This window comes from Larkinella punicea (assembly GCF_003334855.1).
Taxonomy (GTDB): Bacteria; Bacteroidota; Bacteroidia; order Cytophagales; family Spirosomataceae; genus Larkinella; species Larkinella punicea.
On sequence record NZ_QOWE01000032.1, the window covers coordinates 58,673 to 74,730 of the forward strand.

Annotated in this window: 13 protein-coding genes; 6 read left to right on the plus strand and 7 right to left on the minus strand. The window is 51.2% G+C overall.

Annotated elements, in window-relative coordinates; genetic code table 11:
* The first annotated feature begins 164 nt into the window (after nt 1-164).
* The 3 genes from DUE52_RS28975 to DUE52_RS28985 all read left to right on the plus strand — a co-directional run bounded on the left by DUE52_RS28975 (nt 165) and on the right by DUE52_RS28985 (nt 4,071).
* On the plus strand, nt 165-1,487 hold the full coding sequence (locus DUE52_RS28975; protein ID WP_114409589.1) for a pilus assembly protein: 1,323 nt from the start codon (nt 165-167) through the stop codon (nt 1,485-1,487).
* A gap of 222 nt (nt 1,488-1,709) precedes the next feature.
* The gene (locus tag DUE52_RS28980) at nt 1,710-3,257 is read left to right on the plus strand and encodes a hypothetical protein (RefSeq protein ID WP_114409590.1); all 1,548 of its coding nucleotides are present in this window, start codon (nt 1,710-1,712) and stop codon (nt 3,255-3,257) included.
* A gap of 253 nt (nt 3,258-3,510) precedes the next feature.
* Nucleotides 3,511-4,071 carry an RNA polymerase sigma factor gene (locus DUE52_RS28985; protein ID WP_114409629.1) on the plus strand — a complete coding sequence of 187 codons (561 nt, stop codon included), beginning with the start codon at nt 3,511-3,513 and terminating at the stop codon, nt 4,069-4,071.
* 1 nt (nt 4,072) lies between these two features.
* On the opposite strand, the gene DUE52_RS28990 is transcribed toward DUE52_RS28985, so the two are convergent.
* The 6 genes from DUE52_RS28990 to DUE52_RS29015 form a co-directional block, all read right to left on the minus strand.
* Nucleotides 4,073-7,267: an efflux RND transporter permease subunit gene (locus tag DUE52_RS28990; protein WP_114409591.1), complete on the minus strand. Its 3,195-nt coding sequence runs from the start codon at nt 7,265-7,267 to the stop codon at nt 4,073-4,075.
* A gap of 13 nt (nt 7,268-7,280) precedes the next feature.
* Nucleotides 7,281-8,447 carry an efflux RND transporter periplasmic adaptor subunit gene (locus DUE52_RS28995; RefSeq protein WP_114409592.1) on the minus strand — a complete coding sequence of 389 codons (1,167 nt, stop codon included), beginning with the start codon at nt 8,445-8,447 and terminating at the stop codon, nt 7,281-7,283.
* Nucleotides 8,448-8,489: 42 nt separating this feature from the next.
* Nucleotides 8,490-9,839: a TolC family protein gene (locus DUE52_RS29000; RefSeq protein ID WP_114409593.1), complete on the minus strand. Its 1,350-nt coding sequence runs from the start codon at nt 9,837-9,839 to the stop codon at nt 8,490-8,492.
* A 131-nt stretch (nt 9,840-9,970) separates the two neighbouring features.
* Complete coding sequence (locus DUE52_RS29005; RefSeq protein ID WP_114409594.1) at nt 9,971-10,480, minus strand: shikimate kinase; 510 nt, start codon at nt 10,478-10,480, stop codon at nt 9,971-9,973.
* A 25-nt stretch (nt 10,481-10,505) separates the two neighbouring features.
* Complete coding sequence (locus tag DUE52_RS29010; RefSeq protein WP_114409595.1) at nt 10,506-11,654, minus strand: BT_3928 family protein; 1,149 nt, start codon at nt 11,652-11,654, stop codon at nt 10,506-10,508.
* On the minus strand, nt 11,651-12,208 hold the full coding sequence (locus tag DUE52_RS29015) for a DUF1599 domain-containing protein (protein WP_114409596.1): 558 nt from the start codon (nt 12,206-12,208) through the stop codon (nt 11,651-11,653). Before DUE52_RS29015 ends, DUE52_RS29010 begins: the two co-directional genes overlap by 4 nt.
* A gap of 90 nt (nt 12,209-12,298) precedes the next feature.
* Between DUE52_RS29015 and folP the strand changes: the two genes are divergently transcribed.
* From folP to DUE52_RS32240, 3 genes are all read left to right on the plus strand, one after another.
* Nucleotides 12,299-13,147 (plus strand): dihydropteroate synthase, encoded by an 849-nt coding sequence (folP, locus tag DUE52_RS29020; protein ID WP_114409597.1) that lies wholly within the window; start codon nt 12,299-12,301, stop codon nt 13,145-13,147.
* Nucleotides 13,148-13,192: 45 nt separating this feature from the next.
* Nucleotides 13,193-14,023 carry a diadenylate cyclase CdaA gene (gene cdaA, locus DUE52_RS29025; protein WP_114409598.1) on the plus strand — a complete coding sequence of 277 codons (831 nt, stop codon included), beginning with the start codon at nt 13,193-13,195 and terminating at the stop codon, nt 14,021-14,023.
* A 257-nt stretch (nt 14,024-14,280) separates the two neighbouring features.
* Complete coding sequence (locus tag DUE52_RS32240; RefSeq protein ID WP_133299975.1) at nt 14,281-14,496, plus strand: hypothetical protein; 216 nt, start codon at nt 14,281-14,283, stop codon at nt 14,494-14,496.
* Here the strand turns inward: DUE52_RS32240 and DUE52_RS29030 are convergent.
* Nucleotides 14,482-16,029: a capsule assembly Wzi family protein gene (locus tag DUE52_RS29030; protein ID WP_114409599.1), complete on the minus strand. Its 1,548-nt coding sequence runs from the start codon at nt 16,027-16,029 to the stop codon at nt 14,482-14,484. The genes DUE52_RS32240 and DUE52_RS29030 overlap by 15 nt on opposite strands.
* Between the last annotated feature and the right edge of the window lie 29 nt (nt 16,030-16,058).

The following is a 16,058-nucleotide window of genomic DNA, read 5'->3' on the forward strand; positions in this document are numbered from 1 at the left end:
GGTTAAACCCTACGGTACAAATGTGGGTCTAATGTTATGAGAAGCTTGCAAAGATAGGTTTTTCTCCTATATTTGTAATCAAACAGCTTATTTGTAATCAATTTGCCAGGTTCTGCGTTTTAGCAATATAATCGGTCCCTAAAACCTTTTATCAAAACAACACCATGAAAGTGCTTCATACCTTCAAATACCTGAGTTTACTGGCCGTGGTTGGCTTCTGGGGCTGTAGCTCCACGAAACAAACCGCCCAGAACGCGGGCGAATTTGATGACCTCTACGGGTCTTCCTCCGATGCGGCCGTCATTTCATCGCCCCAAAAAGAGAAGCGATTGGCGAGTCGTCAACCGACGCAACGGTTTAACAACGGTACGTTAAACTCCGACCCGGAGTATTACAACGAGCAGACAGCCGCGCAGTATTCCGACGACGAATACTACAGCGAGATTTCGGCCCGCAAGGTAACCCGAGGCATTTCGGCCGATCCAGGGTGGAATACCGATAACGCTTATACCGACGGATTTTCTAATGGCTACAACATGGCCATGATGAATTCGGGCTGGAATCGCTGGGGCTGGAACAGTCCTTTCTATGGTGGTTTGAGCCTGGGCATTGGCATGGGAATGATGTCGCCCTGGGGTTTCAACCGGTTTTACAGCCCGTTCTACAGTCCATTTGGCTACAGCCCCTTCGGCTTTGGTGGTGGGTATGCTTACAGTCCTTTTGGCTACGGTGGTGGTTTCTATGATTCGTTTTACTCCCCGTTCGGTTATGGCTACAACAGCTTTTACAGCCCGTATTCGTATGGCTACGGCGGTTATGGCCGTAATGTGGTTGTCGTAAACAATTACAACAACATTGGAGCCAGCCGCAATGCAACGTATGGAGCCCGTGGTGGATCGAGCCGGGATCGCTACAACGGCGATTTCGTTAACACCCCCCGGAGTTACAACAACAACAACGGCGGTCGTCGGTCCGGTGAGTTGAATGCAGCGAACAACAACACCTACTACAGCCGTCCAAACGCGTCAGGTTCGACCAACAATGGTACCTACGGTGCCGGTCGTGCCAACAGCCGGGGCAGTGATTATTACTACGGAGGATCCAGCACCAGTGGCCGGGCCAGTGCCAACAACGCTGCCACGCCCAGCTACAGTGCTCCGAGCAACTCGGACTACTACGCAGCACCGCGTTCCAACAGCCGGGGCAGCTACACGCCTTCCCCTTCATCTTCGGTCAACAGCGGATCACGGTACAGTGCGCCCCAGCAAAGCCGAAGCTACCAGGCACCAACCCGGAGCTATCAGTCTGCACCGACCCGGTCTTATGAAGCTCCGACACAACGGAGCTATAGCCCGCCTGTGCAACGGAGCTACAGTCCACCTTCACAACCCAGCTACAGCGCTCCCAGTGGTGGTGGCAGCCGGGGTGGATCAAGTGGTGGCGGTGGTGGCTACTCAGGTGGTGGCGGATCACGGGGTCCCCGGTAATCCTGATACCTTTCAACACGGTTAGCCGTGGACATTGAAAATAAAAAGCCCGTCGATGTTACAATCGACGGGCTTTTTCGTTGTATAATCGTGACGGAATTGTAACCTGTAGGTATTTTTCGCGGTTGTTTTTAAACCAAACGGCTCCATAATGCATCTATAGTTACAAATAGATTTACACACAAGTCCGGAACCTGTTTTCACTTTTAGCACACAACCTTTATGAAAAATAGCATCTGCATCGTGGGTTTGCTCCTGTACGCAGGCACAGCCTGGAGCCAGGCTGATATTTACGCCGGTGACGCGTTTCGGTATTCAGAACTAACGCAAACCGGAACCGCCCGGATGCGTGGATTGGGGGGCAATCACGTCAGCATTGGTGGTGATCCCAGTTCGACCTTCGGCAATCCGGCTGGTCTGGGCTTCTATAACCGTTCCGAAATCACGTTTAGCCCTTCGTTCAACATCCTCAATGCCCAGTCGACCTACATCGGCACGCAAACCACCAATACCAAAACAACGCCGAACATCAGTCAATTCGGGGTGGTATTGGCCGGTAACAAACAGAATGAAAACCGGCGCTGGCGCCGGACTGCGCTGGGAATTACCTACAACCGTCAGGTGAGCCTGAGCAACAGTTTTGAATTTCAGGCGCGCAACAACCGCAGTTCTATTGTCGATTCGTATATTGTCGATGCCAATAACCGAAACCTGACCGGTGACCAGATCAATAATCAATACAATCCAAATACCAACGAAGCCAACTTTGCCTCAGCGGCTGCGTATCAGCTTTTTTTGATCAACGGGACACCCTCTTCTACCAACCCCAACGAATCCGGCCCACCCTATTTTCGCTACGATGCCACTGCGCCAACCCAGCAACTGAACACGTTTACCTCAACGGGGGCCAATTCGCAGTGGACGATCGGATACGCCGGCAATCTGGACGATAAATTGTATGTTGGAGCCTCCCTCGGCCTCAGCCGCCTGCGGTATGATTTCGAAAATGTATACCGGGAAACCGTTGTCGGCGGTGCCGTAATGGATAATTACAGCCAGATTGACAACTTTTCCGTTACCGGGAATGGCATCAATTTCTCTCTGGGGTTGATTTATAAACCGGATCGCAACCTGCAACTGGGGGCTTCGTTGACCACCCCAACCTTTACCAGTGTGAAAGAATCGTTTGAACAATCACTTCGGGCCGTTGCCCGGGACCCAAACCTGCCACTGGAAAGAAATGAGGTTTTTGTCGTACCCAATAATTTTGATTACTCCCTGACCACACCCTTCCGCGCATCCGGCGGATTGACGTACTTCCTGGGTTCGGGAAAAATCGGGTTCATCACGGCGTCCGCTGATTATGTAGGCTACTCCGGCATGCGCGTCACCACCAATGTATACGATGCGCAGGACAACAATGCCTTTAAAAACGATGTTCGAAGAGAGGTTCAGAATACCTACCAGAATGTGGTGAATCTACGGGCCGGTGCCGAAATCCGGGCGGGCTTGCTCCGTATCCGGGGTGGGGTTGCCTACCTGCCTGATCCTTATAAAGTGCAATTGAATAACATTGATCGCAGCCGGTTGCTGGTGTCCGGAGGGCTTGGCTTCCGCACCGATCGCTTCTTTTTGGATGGTAGCGCCACCTACAATACCTTTAAATCGGCCTATACCCCGTATACGCTGCCCAATACATCGGATTTTGCATCTGCCCAGATTGATTCGAAGCTGACGACAATTACCCTGACAGCCGGCGTATTTTTTTAAAACAGAAGTGTGATCATGAAAAAAGCTTCCTGCTATCGGGAAGCTTTTTTCGTTTGTTTGCAACTCTAATTTTTAGGTATTTCCCGTTGGTAACGGTTTTTTAATATGCCAATTAATCACAAGCAGAACAATTTTAGCCCACTTGAGTTAAGTAGTATAATTAGCCTTACTGAGTAGCTGGTGCGGAGAACAGGAATGGGGCAACTGGCTACAAATCTAAGTAATCAATCACCTTACTTTTCTTTTGTACCTTTTGAAAAAGCCCTTTACTACCACTTGTGAAACGGATCTGATCGAGGGCCTTAAATCGCACAGTCGGGTTGCTTTCAGCGAATTGTATGACCGGTATGCCGCAACGCTGCTTGGTGTCATCACCAAAATCGTCAAGAACGAAACGGAAGCCGAAGATTTGTTGCAGGATACCTTCGTGAAAGTGTGGAAAAACATTCACCGGCACGATCCAGCGAAAGGCCGGCTTTTCACCTGGCTTCTCAATGTGGCCCGAAATACCGCATTGGATCACCTGCGGGCCAATAGAAAAGGCCCTCACGTTGAAATCCCGCTGGATGGCTATTTGCCAGGCATGAGTTCAACACTGAACCATGTCGGTTACATCGGATTCAGCGACGCAGTAAACACCACGCTGGAACCAAAACATTGGCAAATCATCGAACTCGTTTACTTTCAGGGATACACCCAGCAGGAAGTGTCTGAACACCTCAACTTACCCCTGGGAACGGTCAAAACCTGGACCCGCCTGGCTCTCATTCAGCTTCGGCAAACGTTCCGTCGGGATCAGTTCGCCTTTCAATAGCTTACAAGGTTACACCGTCATTTTCCTGAAGTTGCAATTCCGGTTTTTTCGCCATTTCTTTCAATTCTTCCAGTTTTTTCTTGCCATACGCAAACCGGGTAATCGTCACAAATAAAACCGGTACAAAGAAGATCGCAAGCGAGGTTGCCGCCAACATCCCACCAAAAACCGTCCAGCCGATGGTTTTCCGCGCCACGGCACCCGCCCCACTGGCAAAAACCAAGGGCAACACGCCCAGAATAAAGGCCAGCGACGTCATGATAATCGGTCGAAGCCGCAGCTTGACCGCTTCGAGCGTTGCCTCCAGCAAATCCACCCCTTTATCGACGCGCTCCTTTGCAAATTCTACAATCAGAATGGCGTTTTTGGCCGCCAGACCAATCAGGGTAATCAATCCGATTTGGGCATACACGTTGTTGCTCAGGTAGGGAATCAGCGTTAGCGTCAGGATAGCACCAAAGGCACCAACCGGAACCGACAGCAAAACCGCAAAAGGAACCGACCAACTTTCGTAGAGTGCGGCCAGGAACAAAAACACAAACAGGATGGACAATCCGAAGATATAAACCGTGCTGGAGCCGGAACTGATTTCTTCCCGACTCAAGCCGGAAAAGTCGTAGCCGTAGCCCGCCGGAAGCACTTTGTCGGCCACCTCACGCAGCGCATCAATGGCTTGGCCGCTACTATAGCCCGGTTTTGGACTCCCGTTAATTTCAACCGAACGGAACAGGTTGTAGTGGGAAATCAGGGGCGCATTTTCAATGACCTGCGTTTTGATAACCGTGCTGAGGGGCACCATAGCCCCGGATCGGTTCCGGACAAAATACCGGTTTAGTTGCTGAATATCAGCCCGGTAGGCCGTGTCGGCCTGCGCCACGACCCGGAATTTCCGACCGTAAACGATGAAATCATTGACGTAGATACTCCCCAGGTAGGTCTGCATGGTGGTGTAGACCTCGTTGACGTTAATGCCCAGCTTCTTGCATTTTTCCCGGTCCACATCGACCCGGAAAGCGGGTGTTTTGGATGTAAAATAGGTGAAGGCCCGCGCGATTTCCGGCCGCTTGTTGGCTTCGGCAACGAACGTCTGTACCACTTTATCAAATTCCCGCACATCGTCGGTAGTTTCACGCTGCTCGATTTCGAATGTAAATCCGGCGGTTTGCCCTAAACCGGGAATGGCCGGCGGCTGTATCACCACCACACTCGCTTCTTTAATGGGCGCAAATGCCCGCTGTAACTTGGCAACAACCGAGTCGATTTGCACCGATTTGTCCTGTCGCTCATCCCACGGTTTCAGCTTCGTAAAAACCGTACCGCTGTTCGACTTGCTGGCGAAGGTAACGGCGTTCAAACCTCCCAAAGCGGCAAAGTGATCGATATAGGGTTGCGTTTTCAACGTTTCCATAATCTTGTTCAATACTTCAAGACTGCGGGACGTGGAAGCGGCTTCCGGAATTTCGTAGGTGATGATGACCCGTCCTTCGTCTTCGGTGGGAATAAAACCGGTCGGTTTGCTTTTGAACAAAAACCCGGTTCCGACAAACAGGCAGGCCAGCACGACCAGTACCAGGGGCGTTACTTTGATTAACCGGTTTACACCACTGCTGTACGAATTGCTCGTCCGTTCAAACCAGTTGTTAAACCGGAAGAACAGCCAGTTCAGTCCTTTCGACTTCTCCGTTATCTCGGTTGGTTTCAACATCAGGGCACACAGGGCCGGCGTCAGCGAGAGGGCCACAAAGGCCGATATCAATACAGAAACGGCAATGGTAATGGCAAACTGCTGGTAGAGCCGCCCAACAATACCGGGAATGAACCCGACCGGCACGAAAACGGCCGCCAGAATCAGGGCGATGGCGACGACAGGCCCGGATATATCACGCATGGCTTTTCGGGTCGCTTCTTTCGCCGAGATTCGCTCATGATCGATGTAATGCTGCACCGCTTCCACCACCACGATGGCGTCATCGACGACGATGCCGATGGCCAACACAAAGCCGAACATGGTTAGCGTATTGATCGTAAAACCGAGCGGAATAAAAAAGGCAAACGTACCCAAAATCGAAACCGGAATGGCCAGAACCGGAATGAGGGTTGCCCGCCAGTTTTGCAGAAACAGAAACACGACGATAATGACCAAAGCCAATGCTTCCAGCAGGGTTTTGACCACCTCATCGACGGAAACCTGAACCACGGAAACCGACTCGAAAGGCACCACATAATCAACGTCTTTCGGAAACGATTTTTTCAATTCTTCCATGGCCGAATACACGCCCTCTGCCGTAGAAAGGGCATTGCTACCCGGTAATTGATACAGCAAAAGGTAGGATGCCCGGTTGCCATCGACGAAGGAATTGCTGACGTAACTGAATTTTCCTAACTGCACGCGAGCCACATCTTTCAGATACACCACGGAACCGGTTTCGGGCTTGCTGCGCACGACGATGTTCCGAAAATCCTCTTCTTTGCTCAGTCGGCTGTTCGTAAAAACCGTGTATTCAAACGCCTGGGAAGATTGCTGTGGCGGTGCGCCGATCGACCCGGCCGCAACCTGAAGATTTTGTTCCTGCAAAGCCGCCACCACATCGGCGGGTGTCATGCCCAACTGCGCGATTTTGTCCGGTTGCAGCCAGATTCGCATACTGAAGTCATCCGCGCGGGAGAAAATATCACCGACGCCTTCCACCCGCAGCAGCGCATCCCGAATGAAAATGTTGGCGTAGTTATCCAGAAAAGAAACCCCGTGGGTTTTATTGGGCGAATAAATCGCGACCAGCATGAACAAACTCGGATTCCGCTTGCGAACCGTCAGACCGAGTCGGGTTACTTCGGATGGCAATTGCGGCTGGGCAATGCCGACCCGGTTTTGGACGTCGAGCGCGGCAATGTTCACATCCGTTCCAACGTCGAACGTGACGTTCATCGTCATCCGGCCGTCGCTGGTGCTGTTGCTTTGCAGATACAGCATGTTGGGCGTTCCGTTGACCTGTGTTTCGATGGGTGTCGCCACGGTTTGCTCCACCGTCTGGGCATCGGCACCGGTGTAGGTTCCTGTCACCTGCACCACCGGGGGCGTAATATCCGGATACTGCCCGATCGGCAGATTCAGAATCGCCAGGATTCCCAGCAAAACGATGACAATGGAAATAACGATGGCCATTACGGGCCGGTTGATGAACGTATTGGCAAACATGTTTTAAAGCTGATTAACGGGTTTGACCGGTTGTTGAAGAGGATGCCGTGGGTGCTTTCGCAACCGCTGCGGAATCGCCTACGACTTTGACAACCGCCCCTTCCCGCAGTTTCTGAATTCCTTCTGTCACAATTTTATCACCTGCACGAATTCCGTCCTTGACAACGATGTTGGCTCCGATGCGGTTGCCCAGCGAAACTTTCCGTTGGGACACTTTGCTGCTGTCGCCGACCACATACACAAAATACTCGCTCATCTGCTCCGTCACGGCTTTGTACGGAATCAGCAGCCGCTGGCCCGATTCGCTGTTTAAAACGCGGATGTTGCCGTTCATGCCCGATTTCAGCATTTTCTGTTTGTTGGCAAAAAACAAGCGAACTTTCAGGGTGCCGGTTTGCGGGTCGATGGCCCGGTCGATGATTCCGATCTTTCCCGAAGCCTGATACGGTGTTCCGTCGGGCAGCACAAAAACGAAGGTGGAGTCGGTAATTTTCCGGTTTTGAAAACGCACGAAGCGGGCAATTTCCGTTTCATCGACCGAAATATCGACGGCAATCGGATCATCGGACGATATGGTGTTCAGCAAGGTCTGACCCGGCGAAACGGCGGCTCCCAGCTTCACCTGCGAGATGCCGATGGTTCCGGTCAGGGGTGCTTTGATGGTCGAATAATTCAGGTTGGTAGAAACCCGCGAGACATTCGCCCGGGCAGCCGCCACCTGCATCTTGGCTGATTCGAGGGCTGCTTCGGCATTGTCGACCACCTGCCGGGCAATGGCGTCTTCTTTTGCCAGCGTGTTGTAGCGATCCGCATCTTTCTGCGCCCGGTTCAGGTTGGCCAGTGCTACATTGACATTGGCAACGGCTTCATCGTAATTCGCCTGGTATTGCTGTTTGTCGATTTCGTAGAGTTTCTGCCCCTTCGTAACAACTTGCCCTTCCGTAAAAAAAACACCGGTAATGTATCCCGTAATCTGCGGGTAGATTTCCACCTGGTTGAGGGGCGTTACCGTCGCGGGATATTCGTCGTAATAGGTGGCGGTTCCCTCACTGGCGACGACCACGCCAACCGCTGTTGGCGGAGGTGGCCCCTGCTGAGCTTGTTTTTTATCGCCCCCGCAGGCCGTCAAAAAAACCAGCAAAACAACGGGTATGGAAAGCTTGAGTAAGCGACGGTTCATTCGAAATGAGGTATAAAGACTGCGTTTCATATTTTCTGATTACTAGTTCGGCACCGTGCCCAACGCCCGCTGAACATCCAGTTTACTGACCAATACCTGGTATAGGGCATTGAAATACGTCAGTTGGGTGGTTCGAAGATCGTTTTGGGCGATGATCACATCCAGATAGGCCCGAACGCCCGAACGGTATTGCAACTGAATCACCCGGTAGACGTCATTGGCCAGATCGAGGTTTTCCTGCAACGCCCGGTAAGTGGCCAGATTACCTTTGTAATTTGCCATCGCCTGCCGGTATTCGGTCGTAACGGTATTTGAAAGATTCGTCAGATCCCACTGGGAACGCTGAAGCTGCAATTCGGCAATCCGGGATTCCTGCACCCGTCGACCACCCTGGAAAATCGGCAGGGCAATGGTCAGTCCAATGAGTGAATTTGGAAAATTCCGGCTGTATAATTGGGCAAACTCGCTGTTCTGAAACACGAAATTGTAGTTGGCCGAGGCCGAAACCGACGGCAGATACGCCCAACGGTTATACAATACGTTGGCCTTCAGCAACGCCTGCTGGGTCCGCAGCAATTGGAACTCAATCCGGCTTTCGGGTTTGATCAGTTGGGTCGTGTCGATATACACTTCGTTGGCGAGTTGCAGCGTATCGTAGGTCACTTTTAAATCGCCATTGGGCGGATAACCCATCAACTGCTTCAAAAGCTGGGCTTTCCCGCCGATTTGTTCCTGCGCCTGTTTCCGCTGCGCCCGTGAATTGTTCAGCGCAATAGCCGCCCGTTTGTAGTCCGTCCGATCCACCAAACCGCTCTTGTACTGATTCGTGGCATCCTGCAAACTCCGCTCCAGCCGGACAATGTCTCCGTCCAGAATATCCACCTGCTTTTGGGTCAGGATCAGATCGTAGAAGGCTTTGCTGACGTTGACGGTTACATCGATCTTGTTGTTAATCAGATTCTGGCGGGCCTGATCGCGGTAGGTATCGGCGGTGCGGCTGGCCAGCAACACATCCCGGTTAAAGAGATTCTGGCTGAGGGAAAACTGGATATTCGAGAGATTGGCAACGCCCACAGTGACGGGAACCCGTTCGGGAGAGGTGGGGTTGCTGAAATTTGGAAAGAGCGAAACGGGCAATTTGAGATACCGCTGCAGGCTGTAATTCCCCGAAATCTGCGGCAACCAGCTCGACAACGCACTGCGAATCGTTCGCTCGGCGATCAACTGATCCAGTTCAGATTGCTTGATAACCGGCTGATGCTGCAGAGCATACTGAATACAGCTTTCCAGCGTAGCCTGTTGTAATGTAGAATCAGTGGATGGTTGCGAATACGAAAGATAAGACCCAAAACAAAGCAGGCAGGCAATCAGGTACTTTTTCGCTACGATCATATCAATATACGGCGCATTTCACCATTTAAAACCGCACTGGGGCAGTGCAAACTGTATAGAATACACATTGATTGTTTTAAATGGTTCCTGGAACCGGAAAAGATTATTGAACCGTCCGCTGCCTGACAACTTTATAAATACCCTTCAATCTGCTTACTGAGTTCTTCTACAGCGATTTCTCCGGGAACAATTAAATCCGCCTGCGTATAATAAATCCGGCGGTCGTTGTATTTCTGACGCAAATTTTTGAGTAAGGTTGGGTCCTGTCGGTTGAAAAGCGGGCGGTCGTCCTGGGCGTGGCGCAACATGCGATCGAGCAGGTGTTCCGGCGAAACATCCAGAAAAATACTGAATCCATTCGCCTTGATAAATGCCATGTTCTCAAAAAAACAGGGCATTCCGCCCCCTGTTGCCACCACCAGCCGGCTGTTGGGCTGAATGGTGTGCAAAACCCGGCTTTCGACTTCCCGAAAATAGGGCTCACCATCGCTCTGAAAAATGGCGTTGATACTCCGTCCGTTTTCCTCCCGAACAATCAGTTTATCCGTGTCAACGAACCGGTAGGCTAAATGCCGGGCCAGCCGTTTTCCGAGGGTGCTTTTTCCCGACGACGGCATTCCGACCAAAAAGATATTCTTCATGTACTACGCCCTGCCGGGCAATCACTTAGTTTTTAGTCAACAGCGCCAGCGCTTCCTCGGGAGTTGGCGTATCGGAATGGTGCCACTTGCCTTTCACCACCCCGCCACTGATCAGCCACAAACCGGGGTTGGAGCGAACGATGGTTTTCAAAACCGTCGCATCGGCTTTATAAACCGGGACAGAAAGCTGGTATTCGTGCCGGAAATCGTTGATTTCCTTGTCACTTACCGACGTCAGAATCATCGGCATCACGTTTTTGTCCTCAACGCCTTTCATTAATTTCCGGATGGCGGGCATATCGCCAATGCTCAGATCGTCCAGTTCCCGGATAATCAGCATGAGTTTAGTGCCTTCAAAGGTGGACTGTGTAAAGTCGCCTTCGTCGTTCCAGACCCGGTAATCGGTGATTTTTGGCTTGGCCGATTCGTTCAGCAAAACCATTTCCTTGAATTTGTACGTCGTGTCTGTGGGGTATTTTTCCAGTTCCACTTCCTTCCCGTCTTTCTCCATTTTGTACGAAAACCGCAACGGTTCCGAGGGTTGCATCTGGGTCGGAATGCTTTTCCCTACGGCATAAGGCAGTAAATCGAGTGGGGGCAAATGCTGAATGGCAAAAACACCAATCCCGATTGAAACCACGGTGGCCATGCCGACCAGAAAACCGGTGGGCGTGTTGCGGAAAACTTTCCGTTGCCAGATAATGACCAAAATCAGCACCAGCAGGAAAATGTCTTTGCTGAACGAGGTCCACGGTTTTAGTTTAATCGCATCACCGAAGCATCCGCAATCCGTCACTTTGTTGAAATAGGCCGAATAGAAGGTCAGAAAGGTGAAAAACACGATCAGGGCCAGCAGTACCCAGGAGGTGAACTTAATCCGATACGAAAGCAACAACGCTACCCCCAGCACCACTTCGGCCGCACAAAACATGACCGACAGAATGAGCGTGAAAGGAATCAGACCATGAAAAAAGCCTGCCAGCGACGGCACATCCAGCGCAAAAACTTCGAAATATTCAGTGAATTTAATCTGGGTGCCAACCGGGTCGTTGATCTTGATCAATCCCGAAAAAATAAAGATGGCTCCCACAATGAAACGGGCGGTTTGGGCCAGAATACGCTGCCAGAGCGCGGTTTTTCGGACGGGTGTGGCCCGGACTTTACTGGTGTTCATCGAGGTACAGAGGTTTCTACTACGTCTAATTTTATCAAACAGAACACGGCATAATTAATCATGTCCATGTAGTTGGCGTCGACACCTTCCGAAATCAGGGTTTGTCCCTGGTTGTCTTCAATTTGCTTCGTACGAAGCAGTTTCATTAGGATAATATCAGTCATCGAGCTTACCCGCATTTCCCGCCAGGCTTCGCCGTAATCGTGGTTTTTGGCAAACAGCAACGCCATCACATTACTCACCTGCCGGTCATACAGTGCCATGAGTTCGTCTACCGGAACTTCCATCTGATCGCTGTCGGCCAGCTCCAGTTGAATCAGGGCCATGACACAATAATTGATGATGCCCATAAATTCCGGAACCACCCCTTCCGCGACGCGCTGCGTCTGAAGTTCCTGCAAGGTGCGAATCCGTTGCGCTTTGATGTAAATCTGATCCGTGATGGAGGGCAGTCGCAGAATGCGCCAGGCCGTACCGTAGTCTTTATTCTTTTTCTGGAAAACCTCTTTGCAGAGTTGAATGACTTGCCGATATTGAGCTTCGGTTTGCAACATACGCTGGAATCTTCAGTTATCAGTCTTCAGGAGCCACTCGTTTTCTACAGATGACTGAAGAAAGGCAACCGATGACTACCCACTAATTTCATGCCGAAAGTTAAGAAAAAAACGCTCAATCTCCGGGGAAATGTTCTGGACCTGACCACACCCGTCGTCATGGGAATCCTGAACATCAACGCCGATTCGTTCTACGCCGGCAGCCGTATTCTCTCTGTCGATCAGGCGGTTGAGCGGGCAGGGATCATGCTTTCAGAAGGGGCCTCCCTGCTCGATATTGGCGGTTATTCGACCCGGCCGGGTGCGGCAGATATTAGTGAAGCGGAAGAAACAAACCGGATTTTACCCATCATCGAAGCCCTGATTCATCATTTCCCGGATGTCTGGATTTCGGTCGATACGTTCCGCTCTGCGGTGGCACGGCAGGCGGTTGAAGCGGGTGCGGTACTGATTAACGATGTTTCGGGGGGCACCCTGGATCCGCAGATGTTCGAAACCGTCGCCCGGTTGGGTGTTCCGTACGTCCTGATGCACATGCGCGGAACCCCGCAGACGATGATGACCCAACACACGGTTTACAACAATCTGGTGCCGGATGTACTGTTCGAGTTGCAGCAACAATTGGCGACGCTGCGGGCCCTGGGGCAGAAAGACGTGCTGATCGACCCCGGTTTTGGATTCGCCAAAACACCGCAGCAAAACTTCCAGCTTCTGAACCAGTTGGAAGCGTTTCAGATGTTCGACGCGCCGGTTTTGGTCGGACTGTCGCGCAAATCGACCATCTGGCGAACCCTGAACATTCAGCCCGAGGATGCCTTGAACGGAACAACGGTTTTAAATACGCTGGCCCTGACCAAAGGTGCCGATATTTTACGGGTCCATGACGTGCGGGAAGCAATGGAAGCCATTACGCTGGTTACAAACTGTCAGCCAGCCTGATTGAAACGACCGCTTGTACCCAACTAAAAAAAGAGACGCGCTAGTATGAAAATTGGTTTTCTCGATATCGAATGGTTTGATGTGCTGGACGTTCTGTTGCTGGCCTTTCTGCTCTATCAGATTTATTTTCTGGTCAAAGGCACCATTGCAAGCCGGATTTTCCTGGGCTATCTGCTCGTCTATCTGCTTTATCTGGTGGCGAAAGCCATTGGGCTGGAGTTGCTGACCACCATTTTGGGGTATTTCATTAGCGTGGGGGCGCTGGCGTTGATTATCATTTTTCAGCAGGAAATCCGGCGGTTTTTGCTCATCATTGGCAAATCGACCAATATTGCCAACAGCCGGTTTGTGATGCGGTGGTTTCGCCAGCCTTCGGTGACCGAACCCACGACGCCCCTGAAACCGATCATCGATGCCTGCAAATCCATGTCATCGGAATTTACCGGCGGGCTGATCGTCATTGCCAAAAATGACGATCTGGACAAATTCATTCAAACCGGCGACGAGCTGGATGCTTTGGTTTCGAAGCGGCTGCTGCTCTCCATTGCCGGGCAGTATAGTCCGCTGCGCGACGGAGCCGTCATCATTTCCGAAGACCGGATTCGGGCCGCCCGCTGTATTTTGCCCATTTCTGAAAACGACGAAATCCCGACGACGACGGGATTCCGCCACCGGGCTGCCCTCGGTATTAGTGAAGTGACGGATGCCGCAGCCATTGCCGTCTCCGAAGAAACCGGTCGCATTTCTCTGGCCATCGACGGCGAATTGTACCCCAACATTGCCTCCGCCGAACTGGAAGAAAAGCTCCAGCAGTATCTGATCGACCTCAACCGGATCAAGCGACGGGAGAACGGGAAAGACGCTTCCGTGGAATAATCAAATGTTACTCATATTTTATTTTAATTAACTACCAATCAACCAACTAAAAAATACGAATACTTAAAAAACCGCTAGCTAACTTTGCCCATTTTATTGGGTGCTTTTGCATACAATTATAAATCCGGGGACGTAAACTGCATCGTAAATACGACGAATCAAATCATCAACTGCAGCTTATGCTAACTCGAATTGAATATAACCAGCTCCCGCTACCCAAGAAAGCAGATTTACTTTGGCGTTACGGACACCACCTGATGAATCGTTCCTCCCCTCCGTTTACGGTTCGTTTGTATGCCGTCGGCGATTTTTTCGTTGAAGCGTATTTTAGTAAGAGTCCGTATTACGAAGGCAACCATGAACTACAGCATGTTTTCTCGCTCCGTAGCCAGAATCTACGAAAATCAAGAAGCCAGCATCCTTTTGAACCTTACTTAGATCAGATCGATCTGCATCAGCTACTCCGGAGCTAATGGCTGGCGGTGTTTTGGAGAATGGGCCTGCCAGTTTTTCCGAAGACTGGCGTAGAAACCCATGCTGTTGGTGTAGAGTTTCCCCAGGTCACTGGCCATCGAAAGGGTGGCTTGCACACCATCCAGCCAGCTAACCGGAAAGCTGACCGAAATCAGGGACGAAAACTGACGGACTCGTTCAGGAAATGGCTCGATATAGGTTCCATAATTATCACTTAACGATCCTTTTAGCTGAAAAATATAACTTGATCGGAAGCTACCTACCAACCCTGCGTGTATGACCCGCACGCGGTTATTGTTGGAATAAATCAGCAACTGGTCTTTGTAGAAACGCGGTAAGGTTGGGCCGGCATCCATCGCGGGGGTGATAAAAGGTGTTCCGATGGTTCGGCCCTCATACGACCAGCCATCGACGTACTGCCCGTGGTTAAAATAATTATCGGCGCCCCGTTTTTTATTTTCCGTGCTGAATACCGAGCCCCCCTGGCTTTTCGTAAACAAAAACTCGACAACGGCCGTCTGGATCTGCCAGGTGCGGGTGGCCGGTTTTAAATTCCGAAAGCGCAGACCATTCAGGCCGTCGGCAAGGTTGGTCAAATAATACAGTGAACCGTCTTCGTAGATGCTCTGGCGATATAACAGCAGCGTAAATGATTTCCTGATGATCTCCAGCCCGACATCCACAGTACCAAGGTGATTCCCTACCCGGTTTCCCCGGTCGTTTTTGCTGTATTCGGTGGTATCGATGTCGTCGCCTTTGGCCGCCAGCGACAGGCCGGTAATGACATTCAAATAATTGGAAAAACCGGTGGGAAAACGCCCGTTTTTGATCACATCATCCCCGGTAATAACCGTACTTCGACCAGCCCATTGCACCTGATGATTCAGCCCGCCATAGAACCGGACCGGCCAGTTTGGTTTTCCAATTCGACCGTAAAGGGCCTTTTGATGGAGATACGAATGGGTCACCGATCCCTTGTTGTCAAACCAGCCGTGGGCATACAATCCCCGGAACGCAATCAGACCTTTGGTAAAACCGATGGGCGTATAATTCGCCAGCGAAAGCTGGATTTTAGGCATTGGCAGGGCATTCCCCGACCAACTGTATGAGCCTGAACCGACAGCCGTAGAATCCGCCAGCCCAATGATTTCCCGACGCCGACCGACGAGAAGTTCAAAAGCACCCCATTTTCCTTTGACATACGCTTCGGGAACCAGCAAGGCCGATTTTGCCGCAACAATACCAACTCCTTCAAAACCGTACCCCCAGGCCGTCCTGCGGTTTTTACCGGTATACTCGGCCTGGATGCCGGCACGTGTTGTCAGGAAAGGAGCGGTGTTCGGAACAATTCCGGATTGGTTGGTGCGGAGCCAGAAGGGCGTTCGGTGTGACGAACTTCCGGATGCGCCCAACTCGGCAAACAGTCGGATGGGCGGTTTTCTGATACCGGTTTCAATTCGCGAAGAATCCTGGCTAAAAACAGAGGATACCCTAAAAAAGAGACTAAACGTGATCAGAAAAAGTATCCTCATACAGCATCGTCTAAAATAAACCCACCGGT

Coding starts and splice junctions, on each gene's coding strand:
- DUE52_RS29015 (WP_114409596.1), bottom strand. CDS start 12,208: ATGTTGCAAACCGAAGCTCAATATCGGCAAGTCATTCAACTCTGCAAA.
- DUE52_RS28995 (WP_114409592.1), bottom strand. CDS start 8,447: ATGAACCGTCGCTTACTCAAGCTTTCCATACCCGTTGTTTTGCTGGTT.
- folP (WP_114409597.1), top strand. CDS start 12,299: ATGCCGAAAGTTAAGAAAAAAACGCTCAATCTCCGGGGAAATGTTCTG.
- DUE52_RS28980 (WP_114409590.1), top strand. CDS start 1,710: ATGAAAAATAGCATCTGCATCGTGGGTTTGCTCCTGTACGCAGGCACA.
- DUE52_RS29030 (WP_114409599.1), bottom strand. CDS start 16,029: ATGAGGATACTTTTTCTGATCACGTTTAGTCTCTTTTTTAGGGTATCC.
- DUE52_RS29000 (WP_114409593.1), bottom strand. CDS start 9,839: ATGATCGTAGCGAAAAAGTACCTGATTGCCTGCCTGCTTTGTTTTGGG.
- DUE52_RS32240 (WP_133299975.1), top strand. CDS start 14,281: ATGAATCGTTCCTCCCCTCCGTTTACGGTTCGTTTGTATGCCGTCGGC.
- cdaA (WP_114409598.1), top strand. CDS start 13,193: ATGAAAATTGGTTTTCTCGATATCGAATGGTTTGATGTGCTGGACGTT.
- DUE52_RS28975 (WP_114409589.1), top strand. CDS start 165: ATGAAAGTGCTTCATACCTTCAAATACCTGAGTTTACTGGCCGTGGTT.
- DUE52_RS29005 (WP_114409594.1), bottom strand. CDS start 10,480: ATGAAGAATATCTTTTTGGTCGGAATGCCGTCGTCGGGAAAAAGCACC.
- DUE52_RS28990 (WP_114409591.1), bottom strand. CDS start 7,267: ATGTTTGCCAATACGTTCATCAACCGGCCCGTAATGGCCATCGTTATT.
- DUE52_RS29010 (WP_114409595.1), bottom strand. CDS start 11,654: ATGAACACCAGTAAAGTCCGGGCCACACCCGTCCGAAAAACCGCGCTC.